This window comes from Pseudomonas sp. Tri1 (assembly GCF_017968885.1).
GTDB lineage: Bacteria > Pseudomonadota > Gammaproteobacteria > Pseudomonadales > Pseudomonadaceae > Aquipseudomonas.
On sequence record NZ_CP072913.1, the window covers coordinates 3,538,406 to 3,558,253 of the forward strand.

17 protein-coding genes are annotated in these 19,848 nt (G+C 61.8%); 6 read left to right on the forward strand and 11 right to left on the reverse strand.

What is annotated here, in order from left to right:
- Positions 1–25: 25 nt before the first annotated feature.
- Entirely contained in the window at positions 26–922 is an 897-nt protein-coding gene (locus J9870_RS15015) for a helix-turn-helix domain-containing protein (RefSeq protein ID WP_210638800.1), read from the forward strand.
- A 71-nt stretch (positions 923–993) separates the two neighbouring features.
- Here J9870_RS15015 and J9870_RS15020 read toward each other — a convergent pair whose 3' ends face one another.
- The 6 genes from J9870_RS15020 to J9870_RS15045 form a co-directional block, all read right to left on the reverse strand.
- Entirely contained in the window at positions 994–1,758 is a 765-nt protein-coding gene (locus J9870_RS15020) for an SDR family oxidoreductase (protein WP_210638801.1), read from the reverse strand.
- A gap of 102 nt (positions 1,759–1,860) precedes the next feature.
- Positions 1,861–2,679 (reverse strand): energy transducer TonB, encoded by an 819-nt coding sequence (locus tag J9870_RS15025; RefSeq protein WP_210638802.1) that lies wholly within the window; start codon positions 2,677–2,679, stop codon positions 1,861–1,863.
- Positions 2,676–3,122 (reverse strand): protein TolR, encoded by a 447-nt coding sequence (gene tolR, locus J9870_RS15030; protein ID WP_210638803.1) that lies wholly within the window; start codon positions 3,120–3,122, stop codon positions 2,676–2,678. The genes J9870_RS15025 and tolR overlap by 4 nt, the downstream gene beginning before the upstream one ends.
- Before the next feature lie 13 nt (positions 3,123–3,135).
- The gene (gene tolQ, locus J9870_RS15035) at positions 3,136–3,843 is read right to left on the reverse strand and encodes a protein TolQ (RefSeq protein WP_210638804.1); all 708 of its coding nucleotides are present in this window, start codon (positions 3,841–3,843) and stop codon (positions 3,136–3,138) included.
- 64 nt (positions 3,844–3,907) lie between these two features.
- Positions 3,908–5,833: a phytase gene (locus J9870_RS15040; protein ID WP_246883009.1), complete on the reverse strand. Its 1,926-nt coding sequence runs from the start codon at positions 5,831–5,833 to the stop codon at positions 3,908–3,910.
- Positions 5,834–5,883: 50 nt separating this feature from the next.
- Positions 5,884–8,406: a TonB-dependent receptor gene (locus tag J9870_RS15045; RefSeq protein WP_210638806.1), complete on the reverse strand. Its 2,523-nt coding sequence runs from the start codon at positions 8,404–8,406 to the stop codon at positions 5,884–5,886.
- Positions 8,407–8,889: 483 nt separating this feature from the next.
- Between J9870_RS15045 and J9870_RS15050 the strand changes: the two genes are divergently transcribed.
- Complete coding sequence (locus tag J9870_RS15050) at positions 8,890–9,804, forward strand: GGDEF domain-containing protein (protein WP_210638807.1); 915 nt, start codon at positions 8,890–8,892, stop codon at positions 9,802–9,804.
- 9 nt (positions 9,805–9,813) lie between these two features.
- On the forward strand, positions 9,814–10,851 hold the full coding sequence (locus J9870_RS15055) for an AraC family transcriptional regulator (RefSeq protein ID WP_210638808.1): 1,038 nt from the start codon (positions 9,814–9,816) through the stop codon (positions 10,849–10,851).
- A gap of 40 nt (positions 10,852–10,891) precedes the next feature.
- On the opposite strand, the gene J9870_RS15060 is transcribed toward J9870_RS15055, so the two are convergent.
- From J9870_RS15060 to J9870_RS15075, 4 genes are all read right to left on the reverse strand, one after another.
- Positions 10,892–11,332 (reverse strand): CBS domain-containing protein, encoded by a 441-nt coding sequence (locus tag J9870_RS15060; RefSeq protein WP_210638809.1) that lies wholly within the window; start codon positions 11,330–11,332, stop codon positions 10,892–10,894.
- Between the two features lie 191 nt (positions 11,333–11,523).
- Entirely contained in the window at positions 11,524–11,910 is a 387-nt protein-coding gene (nirD, locus tag J9870_RS15065) for a nitrite reductase small subunit NirD (protein ID WP_210638810.1), read from the reverse strand.
- The gene (gene nirB / locus J9870_RS15070; protein ID WP_210638811.1) at positions 11,910–14,471 is read right to left on the reverse strand and encodes a nitrite reductase large subunit NirB; all 2,562 of its coding nucleotides are present in this window, start codon (positions 14,469–14,471) and stop codon (positions 11,910–11,912) included. The genes nirD and nirB overlap by 1 nt, the downstream gene beginning before the upstream one ends.
- A gap of 501 nt (positions 14,472–14,972) precedes the next feature.
- Positions 14,973–15,602, reverse strand: a complete 630-nt coding sequence (locus J9870_RS15075; RefSeq protein ID WP_210638812.1) for a TetR/AcrR family transcriptional regulator — start codon at positions 15,600–15,602, stop codon at positions 14,973–14,975.
- Between the two features lie 86 nt (positions 15,603–15,688).
- On the opposite strand from J9870_RS15075, the gene J9870_RS15080 reads away from it, so the two are divergent.
- Positions 15,689–16,321: an NAD(P)H-dependent oxidoreductase gene (locus J9870_RS15080; RefSeq protein ID WP_210638813.1), complete on the forward strand. Its 633-nt coding sequence runs from the start codon at positions 15,689–15,691 to the stop codon at positions 16,319–16,321.
- A 2-nt stretch (positions 16,322–16,323) separates the two neighbouring features.
- Here the strand turns inward: J9870_RS15080 and J9870_RS15085 are convergent, their stop codons facing one another.
- Positions 16,324–17,895: a L,D-transpeptidase family protein gene (locus J9870_RS15085; RefSeq protein WP_210638814.1), complete on the reverse strand. Its 1,572-nt coding sequence runs from the start codon at positions 17,893–17,895 to the stop codon at positions 16,324–16,326.
- 130 nt (positions 17,896–18,025) lie between these two features.
- On the opposite strand from J9870_RS15085, the gene J9870_RS15090 reads away from it, so the two are divergent.
- Together J9870_RS15090 and J9870_RS15095 are read left to right on the forward strand one after the other, a co-directional pair.
- Positions 18,026–18,739 (forward strand): murein L,D-transpeptidase catalytic domain family protein, encoded by a 714-nt coding sequence (locus J9870_RS15090; protein WP_210645293.1) that lies wholly within the window; start codon positions 18,026–18,028, stop codon positions 18,737–18,739.
- Between the two features lie 139 nt (positions 18,740–18,878).
- The gene (locus J9870_RS15095; protein ID WP_210638815.1) at positions 18,879–19,835 is read left to right on the forward strand and encodes a class I SAM-dependent methyltransferase; all 957 of its coding nucleotides are present in this window, start codon (positions 18,879–18,881) and stop codon (positions 19,833–19,835) included.
- Positions 19,836–19,848 lie beyond the last annotated feature (13 nt).

The window sequence follows — 19,848 nt, forward strand, 5'->3', positions numbered from 1 at the left end:
GCGGCAGTCATTGAGAGAGTCGAGTATGGACGTCATCCAGCGAACATCGGCAACCGGCTTGCAAGCGTACATTCGCGGCGAGCGCCTGGCGACGTCCGACGGAGTGTCAGCGAAGGATGTCCTGGTTGAGATTTTTGTCCGCGAGCGCACGGAAGAACGCGTGATCGTGCCTGCGGTGGCCGAACCGTTGCTCGTCTGGGTCTTGTCCGGCGAAGCCGTTGTCCAGGAGCGCAGCGAAAATGAGGCCTGGGCAGCGAGCTCGGTACGGCGTGGCGATTTTTTCCTGACCGCGTCCCCTGCGCCCTATGAAATGCGCTGGCAAGCCAGCGGTACCGAGCCATTCGTGGTCATGCACGTTTACCTGGGGTTATCGCTGCTGGAGCGCGCCGTGGCCGAAACCGGCGGCAGTGGTGCGATCCGTCTGCGGGAAGTCTCGGGTGGCCGGGATGACGTGCTTTCGGCCTTGCTGGAGCAGATTCACGTGGAGCTGGCCCGACGCGACGAAACCAGCGCGTTACTGATCCAGGGCGTGGCGCAATGTCTGGCGGTGCACCTGGCACGTCATTACCTGGATGCCGAAGCCGAGGACGTGTCCGGGCGCAATGCCCTGCCCGCCTTCAAGCTCAAGCGGGTCATCCAGCTAATGGAACAACGGCTGGCCGAAAGCTTCAGTCTTGGCGACCTGGCGCAAGCCGCCGGCATGAGCGAATACCACTTCAGCCGCCTGTTCAAACGCGCCACGGGGCGTTCGCCTTCACAGTACTTCATCCAGCTGAGAATGGCCCGGGCCCGACAACTGCTGATCGAAACCGAGCGCAGCATCATCGATATCGGCCTGGAAGTCGGGTATGGCAGTGCCAGTCATTTTTCCCAGATATTTCGTCGTGAGGTCGGAGTTGCGCCGAGTCATTACCGCAGGTGAAGCGAACACCAAAATTGTGGCGAGGGAACTTGCTCCCTCGCCACAAAAGCCCGCGCAGCAGCCACAACGGATCAACCACCTACCGCAACACTCATCCCACCATCGGCCATGACCACCGAGCCGACCATGAAACTGGCTCGCTCCGAAGCCAGGAACGCGACGATCTCGGCAATCTCCGAAGGTGACGCCGCCCGGCCAATGGGCGCGGACTTGCCGTGCTCGGCCAGGAAACCCTGGCCATCCTCCATGAAGTGATCGAGCAGATGAGTGACCACATCACCAACGCCGATCGCATTGACCCTGATCCCGTGCTCAATGGCTTCCAAGGCCTGGGTACGGGTCAACTGGGCCAGGGCGCCCTTTGAAGCGGTGTATGCCGCTATGCCTGGAAAGGCAAAGTAGGACGCGTAGGATGCGATGTTCACGATGGCGCCGGACTGCTGTTTCATCATCGCCTTCATGGCTTCACGTGAATGCAGGAAAGCGCCGGTCACGTTGGTCTCCATCTGCCAGTTCCAATCTTCACGGGTCATTTCCACGAAGGGTTTGTAGAGGATTCGCCCGGCATTGTTCACCAGCACATCGAGCCGACCAAAGCGCTGCACCGCCAGCGCGACGGCGGCCTCGGCGCTGCCGTCCGCAGTGATGTCGGCCACGAACGGCACCAGGCCCGGCTGCTCCAACGCATTAACTTGAGGATTGATGTCCTCGGCAATGACCCTGGCACCGCGGGCATGGAACAACTCGGCGATCGCCCGACCGATGCCGCTGGCCGCACCGGTAACCAATACCACTTTGTCGGCGATTTCGTTGGGGGTCGGTTTGAAGTCAGTCATCTCAGTTCTCCAAAAGCAGGTTTGTTTTCGACGACCCCACTGTCGTCGATCGCGAACCTGCACTCTTTGGGAGCCTTGCTTGAGCTGTCGGGCTTTTGCGTTTTATTTGATCCGGTAGTGGAAGGTGTTGCGCACCGCCGGCACTGTCACGGCCTTGCCTTCGACGATTCGCGGTTGGTAGCGGAAGGTCTGTGCAGCCGCCAGGGACGGGCGGATGAACAGCGGGTGGCAACCGTCGAGCACCCTGGGACTGTCAACCCGACCGTCTGGCGTCACGCTGTATTCCACGGTGCAGTCGCCTTCCAGCCCCTTGTCCAGGGCCCGTTGCGGATAGTCCGGGGCTTGTTTGCTCAGGGGTTGATAGCTGCGACTGTCGGCTGCGGCCAAGCGCGCCTGTTCGGCACGGTGTTGTTGAGCGAGCACTTGCGCCTGCTGGGTCTGGCGCTGTTGTTCAGCGGCCTGTTGCTCGGCTTCGTGCTGGCGCCGTTCACTCTCCTGGTGTTCACGTTGCTGTTGGGCCTGTTGCTCGCGCTTTTGATCCTCGACCCGTTTGCGGGCCAGGGTCGCCTGTTCCAGTTTCTGCGCCTGGACACGCGGGTCCACGACCGGCTTGGCCGGAGTGGGACTCGACGTTTGCAACGGCACCGGCACCGCTTCGGACGGTTGCGCAATAACAGCGGCCACGGGGGCTGGTGCCGGTGCTTCTGGCACTGGCGCCGGGGGCAACATCACCAGTTGCGTATGCAGCACCCGAGGCGCCTGGGCAACGGGTTTCTCTGCGGTCCAGCCCAGGATCAGCAACACAGCCACCACCGCGTGCAGTGCCACCGCGAGCCCTGCCGCGAGGCTGTTTCGCCAAACGCCATGGCGCGTCAACGCGCGAAGGTGCAGGGAAGGACTGTGCATGATCATCGCCGTCATCGGGGCGCCTCGGTCACCAGCCCCAGGTTGCTCACCCCGCCCTGCTGCAAGGCCGCCATGGCCGCGACGACCCGGCCGTAATCGGCATGCTCGTCGGCACGGATATACACCTGGGTGTCGCTGCGCTCAGCGACGACCTGCGCCACTTTGGCGCGCATCTGGTCCAGGTCCACAGCGCTGTCGGTCTGGTGATGGGTGTCCAGTTCTCCACCAAGGTTCCAGTAATAGCCTCCTTCGGCCTTCACCGACAGGGTCAGGATCTGCTGGCGGCTGTCATTGGCCAGGGCCTCGCTGGCGACCTTGGGCAGGTCGATCTTCACACCCTGGGTCAGCATCGGTGCGGTGACCATGAAGATCACCAGCAGCACCAACATCACATCGATGTAGGGCACCACGTTCATTTCGGCCTTGGGCCCGTGCTTGCGTTGCGGCTTGACTAACATCTGCCCTCTCCTTTCAAGCAGCCGTGGCCAGGTTGACCGCAGCACCGTGCAGCTTGCGGTGCAAGCGTGCCTGCAACTCGTTGCCGAAGGCGTAATAGCGGGTCAGCAGGGTCTGGCCGCGAGCGGCAAAACGGTTATAGGCAATCACTGCGGGGATCGCCGCGAACAAACCGATGGCCGTGGCGATCAGCGCTTCAGCAATGCCCGGCGCCACGGTGGAAAGGCTGGCCTGTTGCACTTGGGAGAGACCGATAAAGGCATTCATGATCCCCCAGACCGTGCCGAACAAACCGATGTACGGGCTGACCGAGCCGACGGTGGCGAGAAACTGCAGGCCTTTTTCCAGCTGCACCTCCTGTTCGCTGATCGCCACCTGCAGCGAACGCTCGATACCTTCGAGCACCACTTCCGGTGTACTTGAGGGTTGGTTGAGCTGAGTGAAGGCCAGCACGCCGGCCTGGAAAATCGGAGTTATGCCACCCTCCTCTTCGCGAGCCTGCGCAGTTTCCCGGTACAGCGCCAGCACATCCTGAGTGCTACGAAAGCGCTGTATGAACGCCTTGAACTGTCGCTCGGTACGTTGCAGCACGGCGCTGCGCTGGATGATCAGGTACCAGCTCAGCAATGAGGCCAACAACAACGTGAGCATGACCGCCTTGACCAGCAGACTCGCGTCGCTGATCAGGCCCCAGATCGTCATGTGTTCCAAAGTGGCTTGCATGGGTAGAACTCCTGTCTGACGGCTATTCGATGAAATGTTCGTGACCGGTTGATGACAACGTCGCTCAAGGCAGGCGTAGCGCTTTGGCCACCTCGGCCCAGGGCACGAACTTGAAATTCTGGGTCTGCTCGGGCATGCGCTTGCGACCGTCCTGGACCACCAGCATCCCCTGGTTCCAAGGCCCGCCAAGGTTTACCGAGGTGACTTCCAGGCCGTCGGTTTCCGAGGCCCCGTCGATGCCCGCCGCAGCGTTCAGGCCAACCCGAAAAACGCCACGCACGGCATAAGGCGGCTCGGCATCGAGCACCAGGTAGCTGTCATTGCCCTGGCTGGACACCACCAGGTAGTCATGGCCTGCGCTTTGGTACAGGGCGATGCCCTCGACGTCGGCATGTAACGGCGGACCCACCTTGATCACGCTGCTCAAGGTCGCCGGCTGGTCGGCCCGGGCATCCACCGTCCAGACGCCGACGTCTTCTTCACCGAGAAACAGGCGCTGACGCGGGTCATCGGCCACGCAACCTTCGGGTTGGCTATCGACGCTGAACTGGCGCACCAACTCGCCTTTCACCACGCCGTCCGGCGCGCTGAGGCGGTACTGCAGATAGCGACCGTCCTTGCCGTTGGCGAAGGCATACAGTTCGCCTTCGGCTGGCTGGAACAGACAAATGCCGTAGATTTCCTTGAGCGACGTGGGGATCTCGCCAGCCTCGTGCAGCTCGCCACTGGTGCGATCAATACTGAACAGACTGAGGCTGTTGCGATCGCGATTGCTGGCCACCGCAAGATCGACGGTTTGCTCACCCAGCTTGAAGTTGGCGCGCACATCGACATTATTCAGACGCCCTACCGGCAACGCCTGCAGCAGCTTGCCTTGCAGGTCATAAGCCAGCAGGCCTTGCTTCTTGTTGGTGCCCAGCACTCGACTCAGGGCGGGCGTCGTTGGATGAATCCAGATCGCCGGGTCATCGGCTGCGTCGCCCTGGCGGGCCACCGGCTCGCTCTGGACGATGGCCGCAACACTGGGCAGGATCGGCGCCAGCGGTACAGGCTTGGGTTGCCAATTGATTTCACCCTGATACAGGCGTCCGTTGGCATCGTCGCGCAGCAGCATTTCGATGCCGGATTTGCTCGGGCGTACCGCGAGGCTTTCCGGTTCCTTCAGGCCCGGCAAGGGCAAACGGGCCTTGGCGATCCAACCTTCGTCCTTTTGCTGATACAGATGCAGTTGCGCCGCCGCCGGATCCAGGCCCAGCATGCCACCCGGCAATACGGCCATGGCCCCGGCGGCTTGCTGGATGTCACCGAACGGTGTGCGCATCGCCACGGGAACACGAACGGTATCGGCTTCGGAAGATGCCGGATAGGCCCACCACCCCACCCGCTCCTCGTTGACGAACAATTGATTGGTGCCGTCCTGCACCTGGCAGGTCTTGGCGTCCGGTGGTAACGGCAGGCCGCGCACCCGTTGCGCGGTGTCGCTCAGGTGCTCGCCATTGCCGACCAGCCATTGCTCGCCTTTACCCTGTTCCCCCATCAGGAACACGAACAGGTTGCTCGCGTCATCGCGGTACAGGCATAGGCCGTTTACCGCAAAATCCCGTGTCGGCAGATACACAGGTGTTCCCCACTGGCGCTTCTGCGGGTCGAGGCTGACCAGCAACGCCTGCTGACGCGCGCCGTCGAGGCTGGCAACCAGTACATTCGCTCCCAGGGAACGACTGTCGAGGCCTTCAAAGCTGCCCTCCAGGCGCGCCAACTCAAGGCCTTGGGCATCGAGTAACAACAAACCCTCGCGGGCGCTGGCCAGCCGCTCGGTCGTTGACGGGCCAGGCAGGAATGCCAGGGCGTTGAGCGAAAGGTCCTGGGATTGAGACCAGGGTTTCAGTATCAGCTTGGGAGCCGCGGGAGCCGCCAGGGCCGGGACCGCTGCCAGGCTGACCAGCATCGCCAACAGGTAGCGCTTGGGTAATAGCAACATCGTGTTCAACGCAAAAGTCCTTGTCATTAGGCCAAACTCAAAAGTGGCATGCTCGCAGTTCAAAAATGGGTAAAGGTCAGGCCCAGCTTGTAGGTCGGGCCGTACTCTTCGTACTGGCCGTTGTAGGAGCGGTGGCCGGTGTAGACGAAATACGGCTCGTCGGTGAGGTTCTGCGCCTCCAGGCTGACTTGCAGGTTTTTGGTCAGTGAATAGCGGGCACTGAAGTCGACGAAGGTCTGGGCATCGACGTGCAGGTCATGGTCACGGTCGCTGATGGACGCCAGCTCATAGAGGTATGCCGACTTGTAGTTGGCCGACAGGCGCAGGCTCAGCTTGTCGTTTTCCCAGCCCAGCATCAGGTTGCCGACGGTGTCCGATTGGTTCGGCAGGTCGATGCTGCGTTTACGCTGGGTGCCACTGGCCTGGTCGAAGCCTTCGATCTCGGCATCCGAACGGCTGAAGGTGGTGTTGGCCCCCAACAGCAAGCCGTTCCAAGGCGCCGGCAACCAGTCGAATTTTTGCGAGTAGGCCAGTTCCAGGCCATAGAGCTTGGCGCTGTCGCCGTTGGCGTAGCTGTGGGCTTCGGCGAAATCGGTCCAGGCGCCCGTGCCCGCCAGGTCGGTGTTGTAGACGAAGTTCTTGATGTCCTTGTAGAACACGAAGGCCGAAACGGTGCCGGCGTGGCCCATGAAATGCTCGATGCCCAGGTCCAGGTTGCTCGATTCCAGGGGCTTGAGCTCAGGGTTGCCGAAGGTGGCCTCGTCATCGTCGATGACAAAACCCGGTGCCAGTTGGCCAAAGGTCGGGCGCACCACGGATTTGGTCCAGGCCGCACGGACCTGGGTGTTTTTGTCCAGTTGGTAACGTGCGTGCAAGCCCGGCAGCCAGTGGTGATACTTGCGACGGGTCTCGGTGTCGGTGAACACGCCGTCGGTGGCGCCGGTGCCCTTGGCGTCAAACTCAGTACCTTCGTAGCGCATGCCGGCGATGAAGCGCCAATCGTCGATGTCGACGGTGTTCATCAGGTACGCAGCGTTGATGTCCTCGCTCATCTTGAAGTCGTTGACCCGCGACTCCTGCTCGTCAAAAAAGTCGTCGCGATTGAGGCCGCCGATCAACTGCTTGATGGCATCGGCGCTGATGCCCGGGCCGAAGCGGCCGAGGCGATAATCAACGTTACCTTTCTGGAATTGCCCGAGGTTGAGCTGGTCATCGGTGAACCCCAGGGCATCAAAATCCTCGTAGACCCAGGCATTGAGGTCGTTATCCTTATTGCGTCGGCTGACTTTGCCGCCGAATTTGACTTGGGACGCATAGCCGCGCAAGTCGTAGTCCCGGGCCAGGTCCAGGCGCAGGTTTTTCTCGGTGTCGGTGGTCTTCTGCTCTTCCCAGTCCACCTTGTCGAGGCTGAAGTTGGCGGGGTCATAGAAGCCCGAGCCGATGATCGGCCGCGGCTTGTCGTTGTCGTAGAAACCGCCGGTGAAACCGTCGATGCCTTCGAACGTGGCGCCGGCGATGTGCCCGGGGGTGTCTTCGCTGGATTGGCTGTAGCCGCCCTGGCCACTCAGAGTCCAGAGCCCGAACATGCGTTCGCCACCGAGCACGTAGGATTGGATTTCCTGGGTTTCTTCACGTTGCTTGAGTTTGCGCTTGCCCTCGGCGTCACCCAGTTCACCGGCGGCCTGCGGGTCTTCGAAGGCGATGCTGGTGGAGTTGCGGGTTTCGCTGTCCTTGTAGCGGCTGTACAGCGTGCGCAGGTAATAGCTGCTGAAGTCATCGGGCTTGTAGTCGAAGTTCAACCCGCCACCGGCACGCTCGCGACGGATGTCGTAATCGCGCTGTTCGAACTCTTCGAGGCGTGAGCCTTGCTCGAAATCCCAGGCACCACCGGTTTCGACGTTGTCCGAGCCGAAATCGCGCTTCTGCCAGCTCAACGCCGCGGCCACCCCGAAGTTGTCGATACCGTCGCCTAGGCTGAAACGATCGCTGATGGCGCCGGAGAATTTCGGGCTGGTCTGGCCGGTGTTCTTGTCATAGCTGGCTTCGCTGCTGCCGGTGTAGAACAGGCCTTTATGGTCGAAGGCCGAGAGGCTTTTGACGTCCACCGTGCCGCCCAGGGAGTTGGCGTCCATGTCCGGTGTCAGGGTCTTGATCACCGACAGCGACTGCACCAGCTCCGAGGGCAGCACGTCGAGGGCAACGGCTCGACGTTCACTCTCCGGGGCCGGCACCAGGGTGCCGTTGATGGTCACGCTGTTGAGGTCCGGCCCCAGGCCGCGCACGCTGACAAAACGGCCTTCACCCTGATCGCGCTCGACGCTGACACCCGGCAAACGCTGCACCGCCTCGGCGACGTTTTCATCCGGCAATTGCGCCACGCCGTCGGCATGCACCACGCTCTTGATCGTGTCGGCGCTGCGCTGTTCCTTGAGGGCCTGGTCGATGCTGGCGGCCTGGCCAACCACTTCGACGTGTTCCGTGGCCGCCTGCTCGGCGGCGCTCAGACGCTCACTGGCAATGGCCATCGCCAATGCGGTGAACGTGAAACCGACGAACCCGGCAGTGCTGGTGCGGTGGTGCATGGTGGTCCTCCCCCAGGAATCCGAATATCCGCCAGGCAATGGCCCGGCAACTGGGAGGGCAAGCTAGGGGTGGGGAATGACGGTTCTGTGACAGGGTTTGGCCGTGGAGGCTGTAATAGGCTGATTTAGGGCGCTGGCGAGCCGGAATGAGCTGAAATGACCTGTTTCGAACCGCGCAGACAACCAGCAACCGATCTCATTGTGGCAACAGATAGAATCCCCCCGCCTCAATGAGATCGATCGTCCCCTCGCTCCAGCGTGGGAATGTCGCCAGGGACGCTGCGCGTTCCGCTTCTGGGATGTGACGCAGAACGTCACGGGATGCATGCCCACGCAGAGCGTGGCAACGATCAGAAAAAATGAAAAGTGCTGACAATGGATGAGCTGATTCGACCTCCCCCAGCCATTCGGCCGTCGTCACGGCACTGTCACATTCATCTGCTGTGCTGGGCCGCATTCCGCTTCTGGTAAAGGATTCCGGCCATGTTCTCCGTGCTGCGCCCGCACCGCCTCAAACTCGCCCTGCTCCTGCTGGCGGCCAACCTCGGGTTGATGCTGTACCTGGCCAGCGGTGAACTCAAACCCATTGCGCAGTGGGTCTGGCTGGATATTCTCGGCGAAGGCGGATCGGCGCTGCTGGCGCTGGTCTGGCTTGGCCTGGTACTCAAAAGCCGCCCCGCCGGGCGGGTCACCAACTACCTGATCCTGGGCCTGGGTTGCATCTTCTTTTCCTGGTGGATCGACAGCCTCGACGAATTCATCCGCCTGCCCGAGAGCATCACCTGGGACCACTGGCTCGAATCCGGGCCAATGCCGGTGGGCATGATCCTGCTGACCCTGGGCATCTATCACTGGCACCGGGAACAGCTGGCAATCAACGGGCAGATGGAGAAGCGCGAACGATTGTTCCGCGAGCACCGTTTGTTCGACAAGCTCACGCCGTTGGGTGGCGCCGACTTTCTCAAGCATGAACTGTCCGCCAGCCTGCAAGACAGTCGCCGCCGTCAGCAACCGCTGTCGCTGCTGGCCCTGGACCTGGATAACTTCACCGCCATCAACCAGCGTTTCGGCCATGGTGAAGGCGATGCCGTGCTGCAGGCGGTCAGCCAATTGCTGGTGCTGAACCTGCGTCGCCAGGATTTGCTTTGCCGCCTGGCCGGTGATCGCTTTGTGGTGCTACTGCCCGACACCGGCGAAAGTCAGGCCCAGCGCCTGGCGTTGGAGCTGGAGGTGGCGATTCGCAGCCTGGCCCACAAGACCCGGCAACACGGCGAGCGGTTGCGACTGGCCGCCAGCACCGCAGTGGTGATGGCGTTCGACGAATCCCCCGAAGCCTTGCTCAAACGCCTCAACCTGGCCCTGGCCCAGTCCCGGTCCACGCTGGCGAAGAGCGCCTGAGGCCGGTCCATGACACTCAAGACGTGCTGGTACGAAGCCGACAGTCGCTTCATCCCCGGGCATTATCAGCCTGCCGCGCTGATCGACCTGGCGCTGTCGCGGGACATCGACAGCCATCGCCTGCTGCGCGGCACCGGGTTGTTCCACGACGACATCCTGGCCGGGCAGAGCCGCATCAGCCCGCAGCAGTTTCTTGGCCTGGTCGACAACAGCCAGCGCCTGCTGGACGCCGACGACAGCAGCTTCCTGTTCGGCCAACGGCTGTTGCCGGGGCACTACGGACCCGCCAGCCACGCCTTGCGCCACGCGCAGAATCTGCATCAGGCGTTGGACACGCTGATCGACCAACAGGCCTTGCTCAGCCCGTTGGCCGCACCACGGCTGTTGCTGGACGAGCAGTATGCCTACGTTCATTGGCTGGACAGCTGCGGGGCCGATGAGCAATGGCGCTTCGTGCTGGAGGCCAGCGTGACCTCACTGGTGGCGATGAGCACCTGGCTGAGCGGCGAACGCTTGCCTTGGCAATGCAGCTTTCGCCATGCCGAGCCGCGTTATGTCGAGCAGTATTGGGTGCACCTGGGTGAGCAGACTCAGTTCAACCGACCGCTGGACCTGATGCGCCTACCCCGCCACTGCCTCGCCCGGCCTTGGCCCAACGTGTCGGCCACCGCTGGCCAGGTGGCGCGAATCGAAGCCCGGGAACAGCTCGATCTACTGGGTTTTGCTTCAAGTTTTCTGGATTGCATCTACGACCACTTGCACGCCCATGTGCAGCAGACGCCAAGCCTGGAACAGACCGCCCAGGCCTTCGCCATGAGCCCGGCGACCCTCAAGCGCAAGCTGCACAAGCACCACACCGGGTTCCAGCAACAGGTGGACCGGGTGCATACCCACGTTGCGTTGCACCTGTATCAGGTCAAGGGGTTCAGTAACGAGGAAGTGGCGCAGTATTTGAATTTCAACGATACGGCGAACTTCCGTCGCGCGTTCAAGCGCTGGACCGGCAGTACGCCGAATCTGATCCGGCAGTTGTTGGCGTTGGGCTAAGCACTGACGTCGTGCGCGATCTTGTGGCGAGCTTGCGGTGTCAGTGCCCGCGAATGTAGTGCTCCAGTTGTCGAATCAAATCCGCCTGCTCGACAATCGCCTCTTTCACCAGGTCACCAATGGACAGCAAGCCGATCAACTGCCCGTTATCCAGCACCGGCAGGTGCCGCAGGTGGCTGTCGGTCATGACCTCCATGCAGCGCTCGATGCTCTGCTGGCTGTCGGCGGTGACCACCGGCGCGCTCATGATCGTGCGTACCGCAGTGCCTACCGAGGAGCGCCCTTGCAGCACCATCTTGCGCGCGTAATCCCGCTCACTGAACACGCCCACTACCTGGCCGTCTTCGATCACCGGCAGCGCGCCAACGTTTTTCTCGGCCATGATTTGCAGCGCTTCGAGCACCGTCTGTTCCGGCGCGATGCTGTGGACCTGCTGGTTCTGCACGCTTTTGAGTTTCACCAGTTGAGCGGCGGTTTTCATTGTTAATCCCCACATTCAGCTAAAAGCATGTGTGAACATCATGCCTGTCAGTTAAAACGTCCCCTGTGGGAGCGGGCTTGCTCGCGATAGCGTTGGATCAGCAGCATTGTTGTTGACTGATACACCGCCATTGCGAGCAAGCTCGCTCCCAAAGGTTTTCATGCAGTTTTCAACTTGCTCGCAGGTGCGGATCAGTCTTGGCCAATCTCAACCACATCACCATTCAAGCGCACCGGCCACACCCGCAGACGCTGTTCCGGATACTCCAGGCAATGGCCGTCCTCCAGGCGGAAGTGCTGTTTGTACATCGGTGAAGCAATCACCAGGTCACCCTTGATGCTGCCCAACAAGCCCCGGCCTATGACGTTCGCGCCCGACTTGGGATCGCGGTTGTCGATGGCGTACAGCGGCTTTTCCTGATGTTCGGGCAGGTACAGCAGCGCCACCTGGCTGCCGTCGTGCCAGGCGACCACGCCGGAATTGGGCACCAGGTCCTCGCGGCGGCACAGGGCAAGCCATTGCAGCGGTTCCTGGTCCGCAGAACGGGTGGGAATACGAACGACGTTTGACTGGCTCATCAGAGCACCTCCTCGGTGACGGGAATCAGGTGAAGTTCGCCGGCGTGAACCGGCCGGCGCTGGCCGCGTTCGCGAACGAAATGAACGTCCGGATCGCCGCGCTTGTCGTTGACGAAGGTACGGAAACGCTTGAGTTTTTCCGGATCCTTGAGGGCGTTGGCCCATTCGCATTCGTAGCGGTCGACCACCAGCTGCATCTGGACTTCGAGCTCGGCCCCCAGGCCCAGGCTGTCGTTGATGATCACGTCCTTGAGGTAATCCAGGCCGCCTTCCAGGCTTTCGCGCCAGACCGAGGTGCGTTGCAACTTGTCGGCGGTGCGGATGTAGAACATCAGGAAGCGATCGATGTAGCGGATCAAGGTGGCGTCATCCAGGTCGGTGGCAAACAGCTCGGCGTGCCGCGGGCGCATGCCGCCGTTACCGGCCACGTAGAGGTTCCAGCCCTTCTCGGTGGCGATCACGCCGACGTCCTTGCTCTGGGCCTCGGCGCACTCGCGGGTGCAACCGGACACCGCGAACTTGAGCTTGTGGGGTGAGCGCAAACCTTTGTAGCGATCCTCAATGGTCAGGGCCATTTGCACACTGTCCTGCACGCCATAGCGGCACCAGGTGCTGCCCACGCAGGATTTCACCGTGCGAGTCGATTTGCCGTAGGCGTGGCCGGTTTCGAAACCGGCTTCGATCAGCTCGGCCCAGATGTCCGGCAACTGATGCAACTGGGCGCCGAACAGGTCGATGCGTTGGCCGCCGGTGATCTTGGTATAGAGGTCGTATTTCTTGGCGACCACGCCGATGGCGATCAATTTGTCGGCGGTAATTTCCCCGCCGGCGATCCGCGGCACCACCGAATAGGTACCGTTTTTCTGCATGTTCGCCATGAAGGTGTCGTTGGTATCCTGCAACGCCACCAGGGACGGCTCCATGATCGGCTGGTTCCAGCACGACGCCAGGATCGAGCCCACCGCCGGTTTGCACAGGTCGCAACCGGTGTGGCCGCGACCGTGCTTGGCCAGCAATTCTTCGAAGCTGATGATCCCTTCCACCCGCACCAGGGCATACAGCTCCTGACGGGTGTAGGCGAAGTGTTCGCACAGGCTCTTGTCGACGCTGACACCACGGGCGATCAGTTCATGTTCGAAGACCTGCTTGACCAGGGCGGCGCAACCACCGCAACCGGTGCCGGCCTTGGTGTCGCATTTGAGTTGGCCCAGATCGGTGCAGCCACCGTCGATGGCTGAGCAGATCGACCCCTTGGTGACGTTATGGCACGAGCAAATGGTTGCCGCCTGAGGCAGCGCTGCCGGGCCCAGCGTCGGGGCGCCTTCGGACGATGGCAGGATCAGGCTGGCGGCGTCCTTGGGCAAGGCGATGCCGTTCTGCATGTATTGCAGCAAGGTGTCGTAGTAGCTGTTGTCGCCCACCAGTACCGCACCGATCACCCGTTTGCCGGCGGCGTCCACCACCAGTCGCCGGTAGCTGGCACTGGTTTCGTCGATGAATTGGAAGCTGCGCGAACCCGGCGTGTTGCCATGGGCATCGCCGATGGAGCCGACGTCCACGCCCAGCAGCTTGAGCTTGGTGGACATGTCCGCGCCAGTGAACGGCTCGGCGCTTTCGCCGCACAGCCGGGCGGCAACATTGCGGGCCATCTGGTAACCCGGTGCGACCAGGCCGAAGATGCTGCCGTTCCAGGCCGCGCACTCACCGATGGCGTAGATGTCCGGGTCGCTGCTCAGGCAATGGTCATCGATCACCACGCCGCCGCGCGGGCCGATCTGCAAATCGCTCTGGCGGGCCAAGGCATCCTGGGCGCGGATACCGGCGGAAAACACGATGAGGTCGGTTTCCAGGAAATCGTCGGCGGCGAAGTTCATCCGGTAGCGGTACTGCTCACCGGCGCTGATGGATTGGGTACCCTTGGACAGGTGTACACCGACGCCTAGCTTCTCGATGCGGGCCTTGAGGGCCAAACCGCCCTGCGGGTCCAATTGCACCGGCATCAGCCGGGGGGCGAATTCCACCACATGGGCTTCCAGGCCGAGGGTCTTGAGCGCATTGGCCGCTTCCAGGCCCAGCAGGCCACCGCCAACCACCACGCCACGGCGGGCGTTGCCGGCGGCGGCGCGGATCGCGTCCAGGTCTTCAAGAGTGCGATAGACCAGGCAGGAGTCACCTTCAGCGCCTTCAATCGGCGGCACGAACGGGTAGGAGCCGGTGGCGAGCACCAGTTTGTCGTAGCTGATGCGGTCTCGGGCAGTGACGACATGACGCGCCTGACGGTCGATTTCCAACACCGGCACACCCAAGTGCAACGTGACACCCGGCATCTGGTACAGCGAAGCTTCACCGAGGGCCAGGGACTCGGCGTCACGGCCAGAGAAGTACTCGGACAGATGCACGCGGTCATAGGCGCGCATTGGCTCTTCGCTGAACACATGAAGACGGTAGTGATTGAGGGCACCGCGCTCGATCAGTTGCTCGACACAGTGATGGCCGACCATGCCATTGCCGATCACGATCAGCGTTTGCAGCTTGTTCAGAGAAGCATCGTTGGAATTCATAAAAAGCACCCGACAAAAGCCCATCACGATTTTGAAAGCAAAAAAAAAGACGCCTGAAACCTTGCGGTTCCAGGCGTCTTTGCCTGTTCTGTGCGGTATCGGTCCGGCGACTGCGCCCTGACCTACCGTTATTCCCCGGCCTGCTGGCGCTCGATCTTCGTTGACCGACGGGGTTGCCCACTCGATTGTGTTCACGGTGGGCCTGGGTAGTCTCTTGCAGCGAGCGTGCCAAGCCGCACCTATACCCCCGATTCCACTGGGCTACCCAGACCTTGCCGCCAGCGAAAATCCCTGTGGGAGCGGGCTTGCCCGCGAAGACGCCCGCTCAGTCAGCCACGCAAACACGCTCCAGGCTCCAGCTTCCAAGCGCTGACGATTGCCTTCCCATGGTGCGCGCCTCCCGCCTTGGCTTCATAAAAGTGCAGGCTTGCAGGTGACCCAGGATTGGAATTCACGACAGCTCCCTGTGTGGGAGCGAGCCTGCTCGGCGATAGCGGTGGGTCAGTTTGCAGCGATATTGGCGGTTCGATCGACCATCGCAACGATGCTCACAAAAAGCTCTTCCTTGGCCTCGGCGGCACTGATTTCCCCGCTGGCCGCCGCGTTAGACAGTGCCTCCGCCGCGCCCAGCATCGCCCGCAAACCGGCCTGGGTGATGCCCCTTGGGCCTGCGAACGGTTCCAGCACCGCTCGGCATTTGTCCAGGAAAACAGCCTCGTATTCCCGCTTGATCCGCTCCAGTTCCGGGGAGCTGGTCAACGCAGCGATCACCCCCGGAATCTCTCGGCCCTGCAACAGCACGCATTCGACATAGGACGCAGCAATCACCGTAGCGCGGCCTGGCAACGTCGCCTCGCTCGCGTCGAGGGCGGCGTCCATCAGTGCGGTCTGGCGGGCGTCGAAATCCTGATACAACGCCGCCAGCAACCCGGAACGGCTGACGAAATGGTCATAGACGATGGGTTTGGTCACCCCGGCCTGTTCCGCCAGCCGCGCCAGGGTCAGGGCTTCGCTGCCCTCCTCGCGCACCAGCCGCCAGGCAACGTCGAGCAATTGCCGTTGCCGGTCTTCTCGCGACAGGCGTCGACGAGGCGTGGAAGGAGGTTGCGAATTTTCTCCGATGCTTGACATGCTAACTTTACCAACCGTAACTTACTAAAGGTAACTTAATCCAGAATACCGGTTTTCCGGTCTTCGTGACCAGCAGGAGTTTTGTCATGCATTCACTCATCGTTGTCGCCCACCACGACCCTCGCGCCCTCACCCACAGCCTTGCCAGAAAAATCGCCGAGGGCATCACCCAAGCCAACCCCGCCAATACGTTCGAGATAGCCGACCTGGCTGGCGAGGGCTTCGATCCGCGTTTCGGCTTTGCCGACCACGCTGTCCACCACCGTGAGGCGTCGCCGCCTGCCGATGTATTGGCTGAGCAAGCCAGGATCGAGCGTGCCGACGCGCTGGTGTTGGTCTATCCGATTTATTGGTGGTCGATGCCGGCCTTGCTCAAGGGCTGGATCGACCGGGTATTTTCCAACGGCTGGGCATTCGATTTCAGTCCCGACCGGCCGTTTGTCAAAAAGCTGCAGCGCTTGCAGGTGCACCTGGTGGCAGTCGGTGGCGCCGATGCCGACACCTTTCTACGTCACGGCTATGGCAAGGCAATGACCACCCAAATCGACCATGGCATCTTCGATTACTGCGGTGCTCGGGTGGTGAGCTCTCAGCGGTTGCTCGAATCGGAAACCCTTGATCCGGCTCTGCACCTGGAAACCGCCAGCGTCATCGGCCAGCGGTTGTTCGCGACGGTTGAGGCGATGGACCCGGTCCAAGGCGCTGCCACCTGCGCCTGACCTCAGAGTGCACGAGCGTGAGCAGCAGACAGCGTCGGATCGCGCCCATAGATATCGGGGATGTACACGGGCTGGCCCTGGTTGTCCGCCTGCACCGTCCAATACCCCAGCAGAATCGGCACAGGCCTGGCCAACCTGAACTCATGGGTCAACTCAGTAGCCAGCAGCGTGTCGGTACGTGCCCGTTCGGCCGGGCTCACCAGCAGGTCGCGCAAGTGCATGACTTGTTCGATCCGCACGCAGCCTGAACTGAACGCGCGGGGGCCTTTGACGAACAGTGCCTGGCTTGGCGTGTCATGCAGGTACACGGAAAACGGGTTGGGAAAGCGGATCGCCATTTTACCCAACGGGTTCTTCGGACCGGGATCCTGGCGCAGCATGAGGTCGCCCGGATGCTCCCAGTCGATATCCGAGGCCTGCAGCGGCAGGCCATCGCGGTCGAGGATCTTCAGGTTCTGTCGGTTGAGAAACTCCGGATCGCGGCGAATCTCGGGCAGTTTGTCTTCCCGCATGATGGTCGGGGGAACCGTCCAGGTCGGGTTGAGCGTCAGCCGGGTGACCCGGGACTTGATCAGCGGCGTTTGCCGTTGCGCACGGCCGACCTGGGTGCGGGTTTGCCAGACCGGCGCGCCCCCCTGGTACACCGTCAACTGCGCCGCCGCCACGTTGACCAGCACACTGTCGGGCTCCAGGTCCTGGGCCAGCCAGCGCATGCGTTCGAGGTTGATGCGCAACTGTTCACGGCGCATGGCCGGGCTGACGTTCAGCTCGGTGACGGTCCACGGGCCCACCACACCGTCGGCTTGGAGCGAATGCTGGAGCTGGAAGCTCTTCATCGCTTCGACAAGCGTGGTGCTGTAATGCTCGTCGTCGATGAGCGGCGGTGCGCTCAGGTAACCTTCATTGAACAGTCGCTGGGCCAGGGCCGGTACGCGCGCATCCTGCTTGTCCGGTTGCAACAGCGGACCGCCAGGCACTGGCTGCCAGTCAGACAAGGGCTGTTGCCGTAGCCGGGCGTAGAGGCCACGCAGGTTGCGATAAAGCGCCAGGTTCGGCCGCGCCTGTTCAAAGGCCCCGGCCAGGTTCTGCAGGCCCTGTCCGGCGATGGCCAGCACGGCGGCGTGACGGTCTTGCGGCTGCGGGCTGGCCTTCCATATCGGTTCCAGGCGGTCCTGGGGTAAATAGCCGAAACGCAGCTCGTACAAGGCTTGCAGGTAGCGCTGGCTGATGTCGATATCGACACACGCCGCGCTCTGGGAGGTGCCTGCAGCCGGCAAACTGTAGCGCGAGGGATCCAGTCCATCATCGGCCAGTTGTTGCAATTGGGCCCGCAACGCCATCAGTCGCTCGTCGTCCGACCAGACCGCCTGGCCTGCGTTTTGCTGATAAAACGCCTGCAAGCTCATCATCGTCGGAAAGTCGACACGGGCAGCCAGTTCCGGGCAGGCAACCGACAGCTGCGCCAACGCAACCTGCACAGGAGCCGGTTCGCCGACCGAAACGTCTTCGGCCGTCGCGACCAATGGCGCAGTGAGCAATAAAAGGCTCAGGTAACATGCGGACTTTTTGAACAACTGCTTTACTCCAATCCATGGCCGTCTCGTTGACGGTCAAACTTTGCGACAGGTACGACCCGCCATCATGCATACAAACAACACCGGACGGGATGCCGCACACCAATATCACCATTGGAATATTTCATCCGTGCTGAGGTTTTTGCGCCGACTTGGCCTGGTCATGACCGGCCTTGGCGTAATGTGTGGCCCGGCACTGGCCGAAAAGGCCAATTCTCAACTTCTTTACAACAGCCTCGCCCACGCAGCGCCGGAACTCAATCCCCAGGCCTTGAAAAGTGCCTTGAGCGCCATGCAATGCGCTGTCGCCAATGGCGCCACTCAGGCCCGCCACCTGGCGGTAATCGACTACTCGCAACCCTCCACGGCCCGTCGACTGTGGATCTTCGACCTGCGCCAGAAGAAGCTGGTATTGCGCGACCTGGTGGCCCACGGGCAGAAATCCGGGGAAAACTTCGCCACGCAATTTTCCAATCGCCTGGGCAGCTACCAGTCCAGCCTGGGCCTGTTTCGCACCCAGGAAAGTTATCAGGGCACCCACGGCTATTCGCTGCGCATGGACGGTCTGGAACCGGGTTTCAATGACCAGGCTCGTGATCGGGCGATCGTGATCCATGCCGCCGACTACGTGAACCCCTTATGGAGCGTGCGCCAAGGGCGTATCGGACGCAGTCAGGGCTGCCCGGCTGTACGCCCTCAGGTGGCGCGACAGGTGATCGACAAGCTCAAGGGTGGCCAATTCATGTTTTCCTGGTACCCGGACCCGAGTTGGCTCAAGCGCTCAGCGTACCTCAACTGCCAGCCGCAACAGGTTGCCAGTATTCTTGCTAGCAGTGGCGGCTAGCATCGGCGGCAGAACGCTTGCGTAGCCTGGCCCCTGGGGCAGCTTCGCTGCCAGCGGGAGCAAGCGCCCTCGCCACAGAGATTGCGTCGGGTCACACTGCGGTTAAAATGCCGGCCTTTCGAATTGCTGGCCGCGCCTGATGAACCCTGAAGCCGTTCAAACCCTGCAGACTCATTTACTGACAGCCCTTGCGTCGGTACCTGAAGAATCCCGTCGCCTGTTCCATGGTCGCGGTCGCTGCTGGCCAGGGCTGGAACAGATCACCGTCGACTGGCTCCAGGGCGTTGTGCTGGTCTCGTTGTTCAAAGAACCGGAACAGGCGCAGTTGAACGACTTGATGGCGATGCTGCTGGCACTCACCTCTTCGCCTGCCTGGCAACACAGCAGCGCCCATACGCTGGCCGTGCAGCACCGCTACTTACCGCAAAGCCTGACCCAGTGGCTGGTGGGCGAGCCGATTGACGAGTGGACCCTGACCGAAGGTGGCCTGCGTTACCGTATCGACCTGGGCAAAAAACAGAACAACGGCCTGTTCCTGGATATGCGCTACGGCCGCGACTGGGTGCGGGCCCATGCCAGTGGCAAGCGCGTGTTGAACCTGTTCGCCTACACCTGCGGTTTTTCGGTGACGGCCATCGCCGGCGGAGCGCAGCATGTGGTGAACCTGGACATGTCCCGCGCGGCCCTGAGTCGTGGCCGCGACAACCATCGCTTGAACGGCCATGACTTGAGTCAGGTGAGTTTCCTCGGCCACGACTTGTTCAAATCCTGGGGCAAGGTGATCAACAGCGGGCCCTATGACCTGGTGATCATCGATCCGCCTACGTTCCAGAAAGGCAGCTTCCTGCTGACCAAGGATTACCAACGCGTCCTGCGCCGCCTGCCGGAACTGCTGAGCGCCGATGGCACAGTCCTGGCCTGCAGCAACGACCCGGCCACCGGTCCGGAATTTCTCATCGACGGCGTCACCCGTGAAGCACCTGGCTTGAAGTTCGAACAACGTTTGGCCAATCCGCCGGAATTTCCCGATGCCGACATGCAATGTGGCCTGAAGGCGTTGGTGTTCCAGTATGGTGAGAAGGCTTGCTCCCGCTAGGGGAATCTTTGGA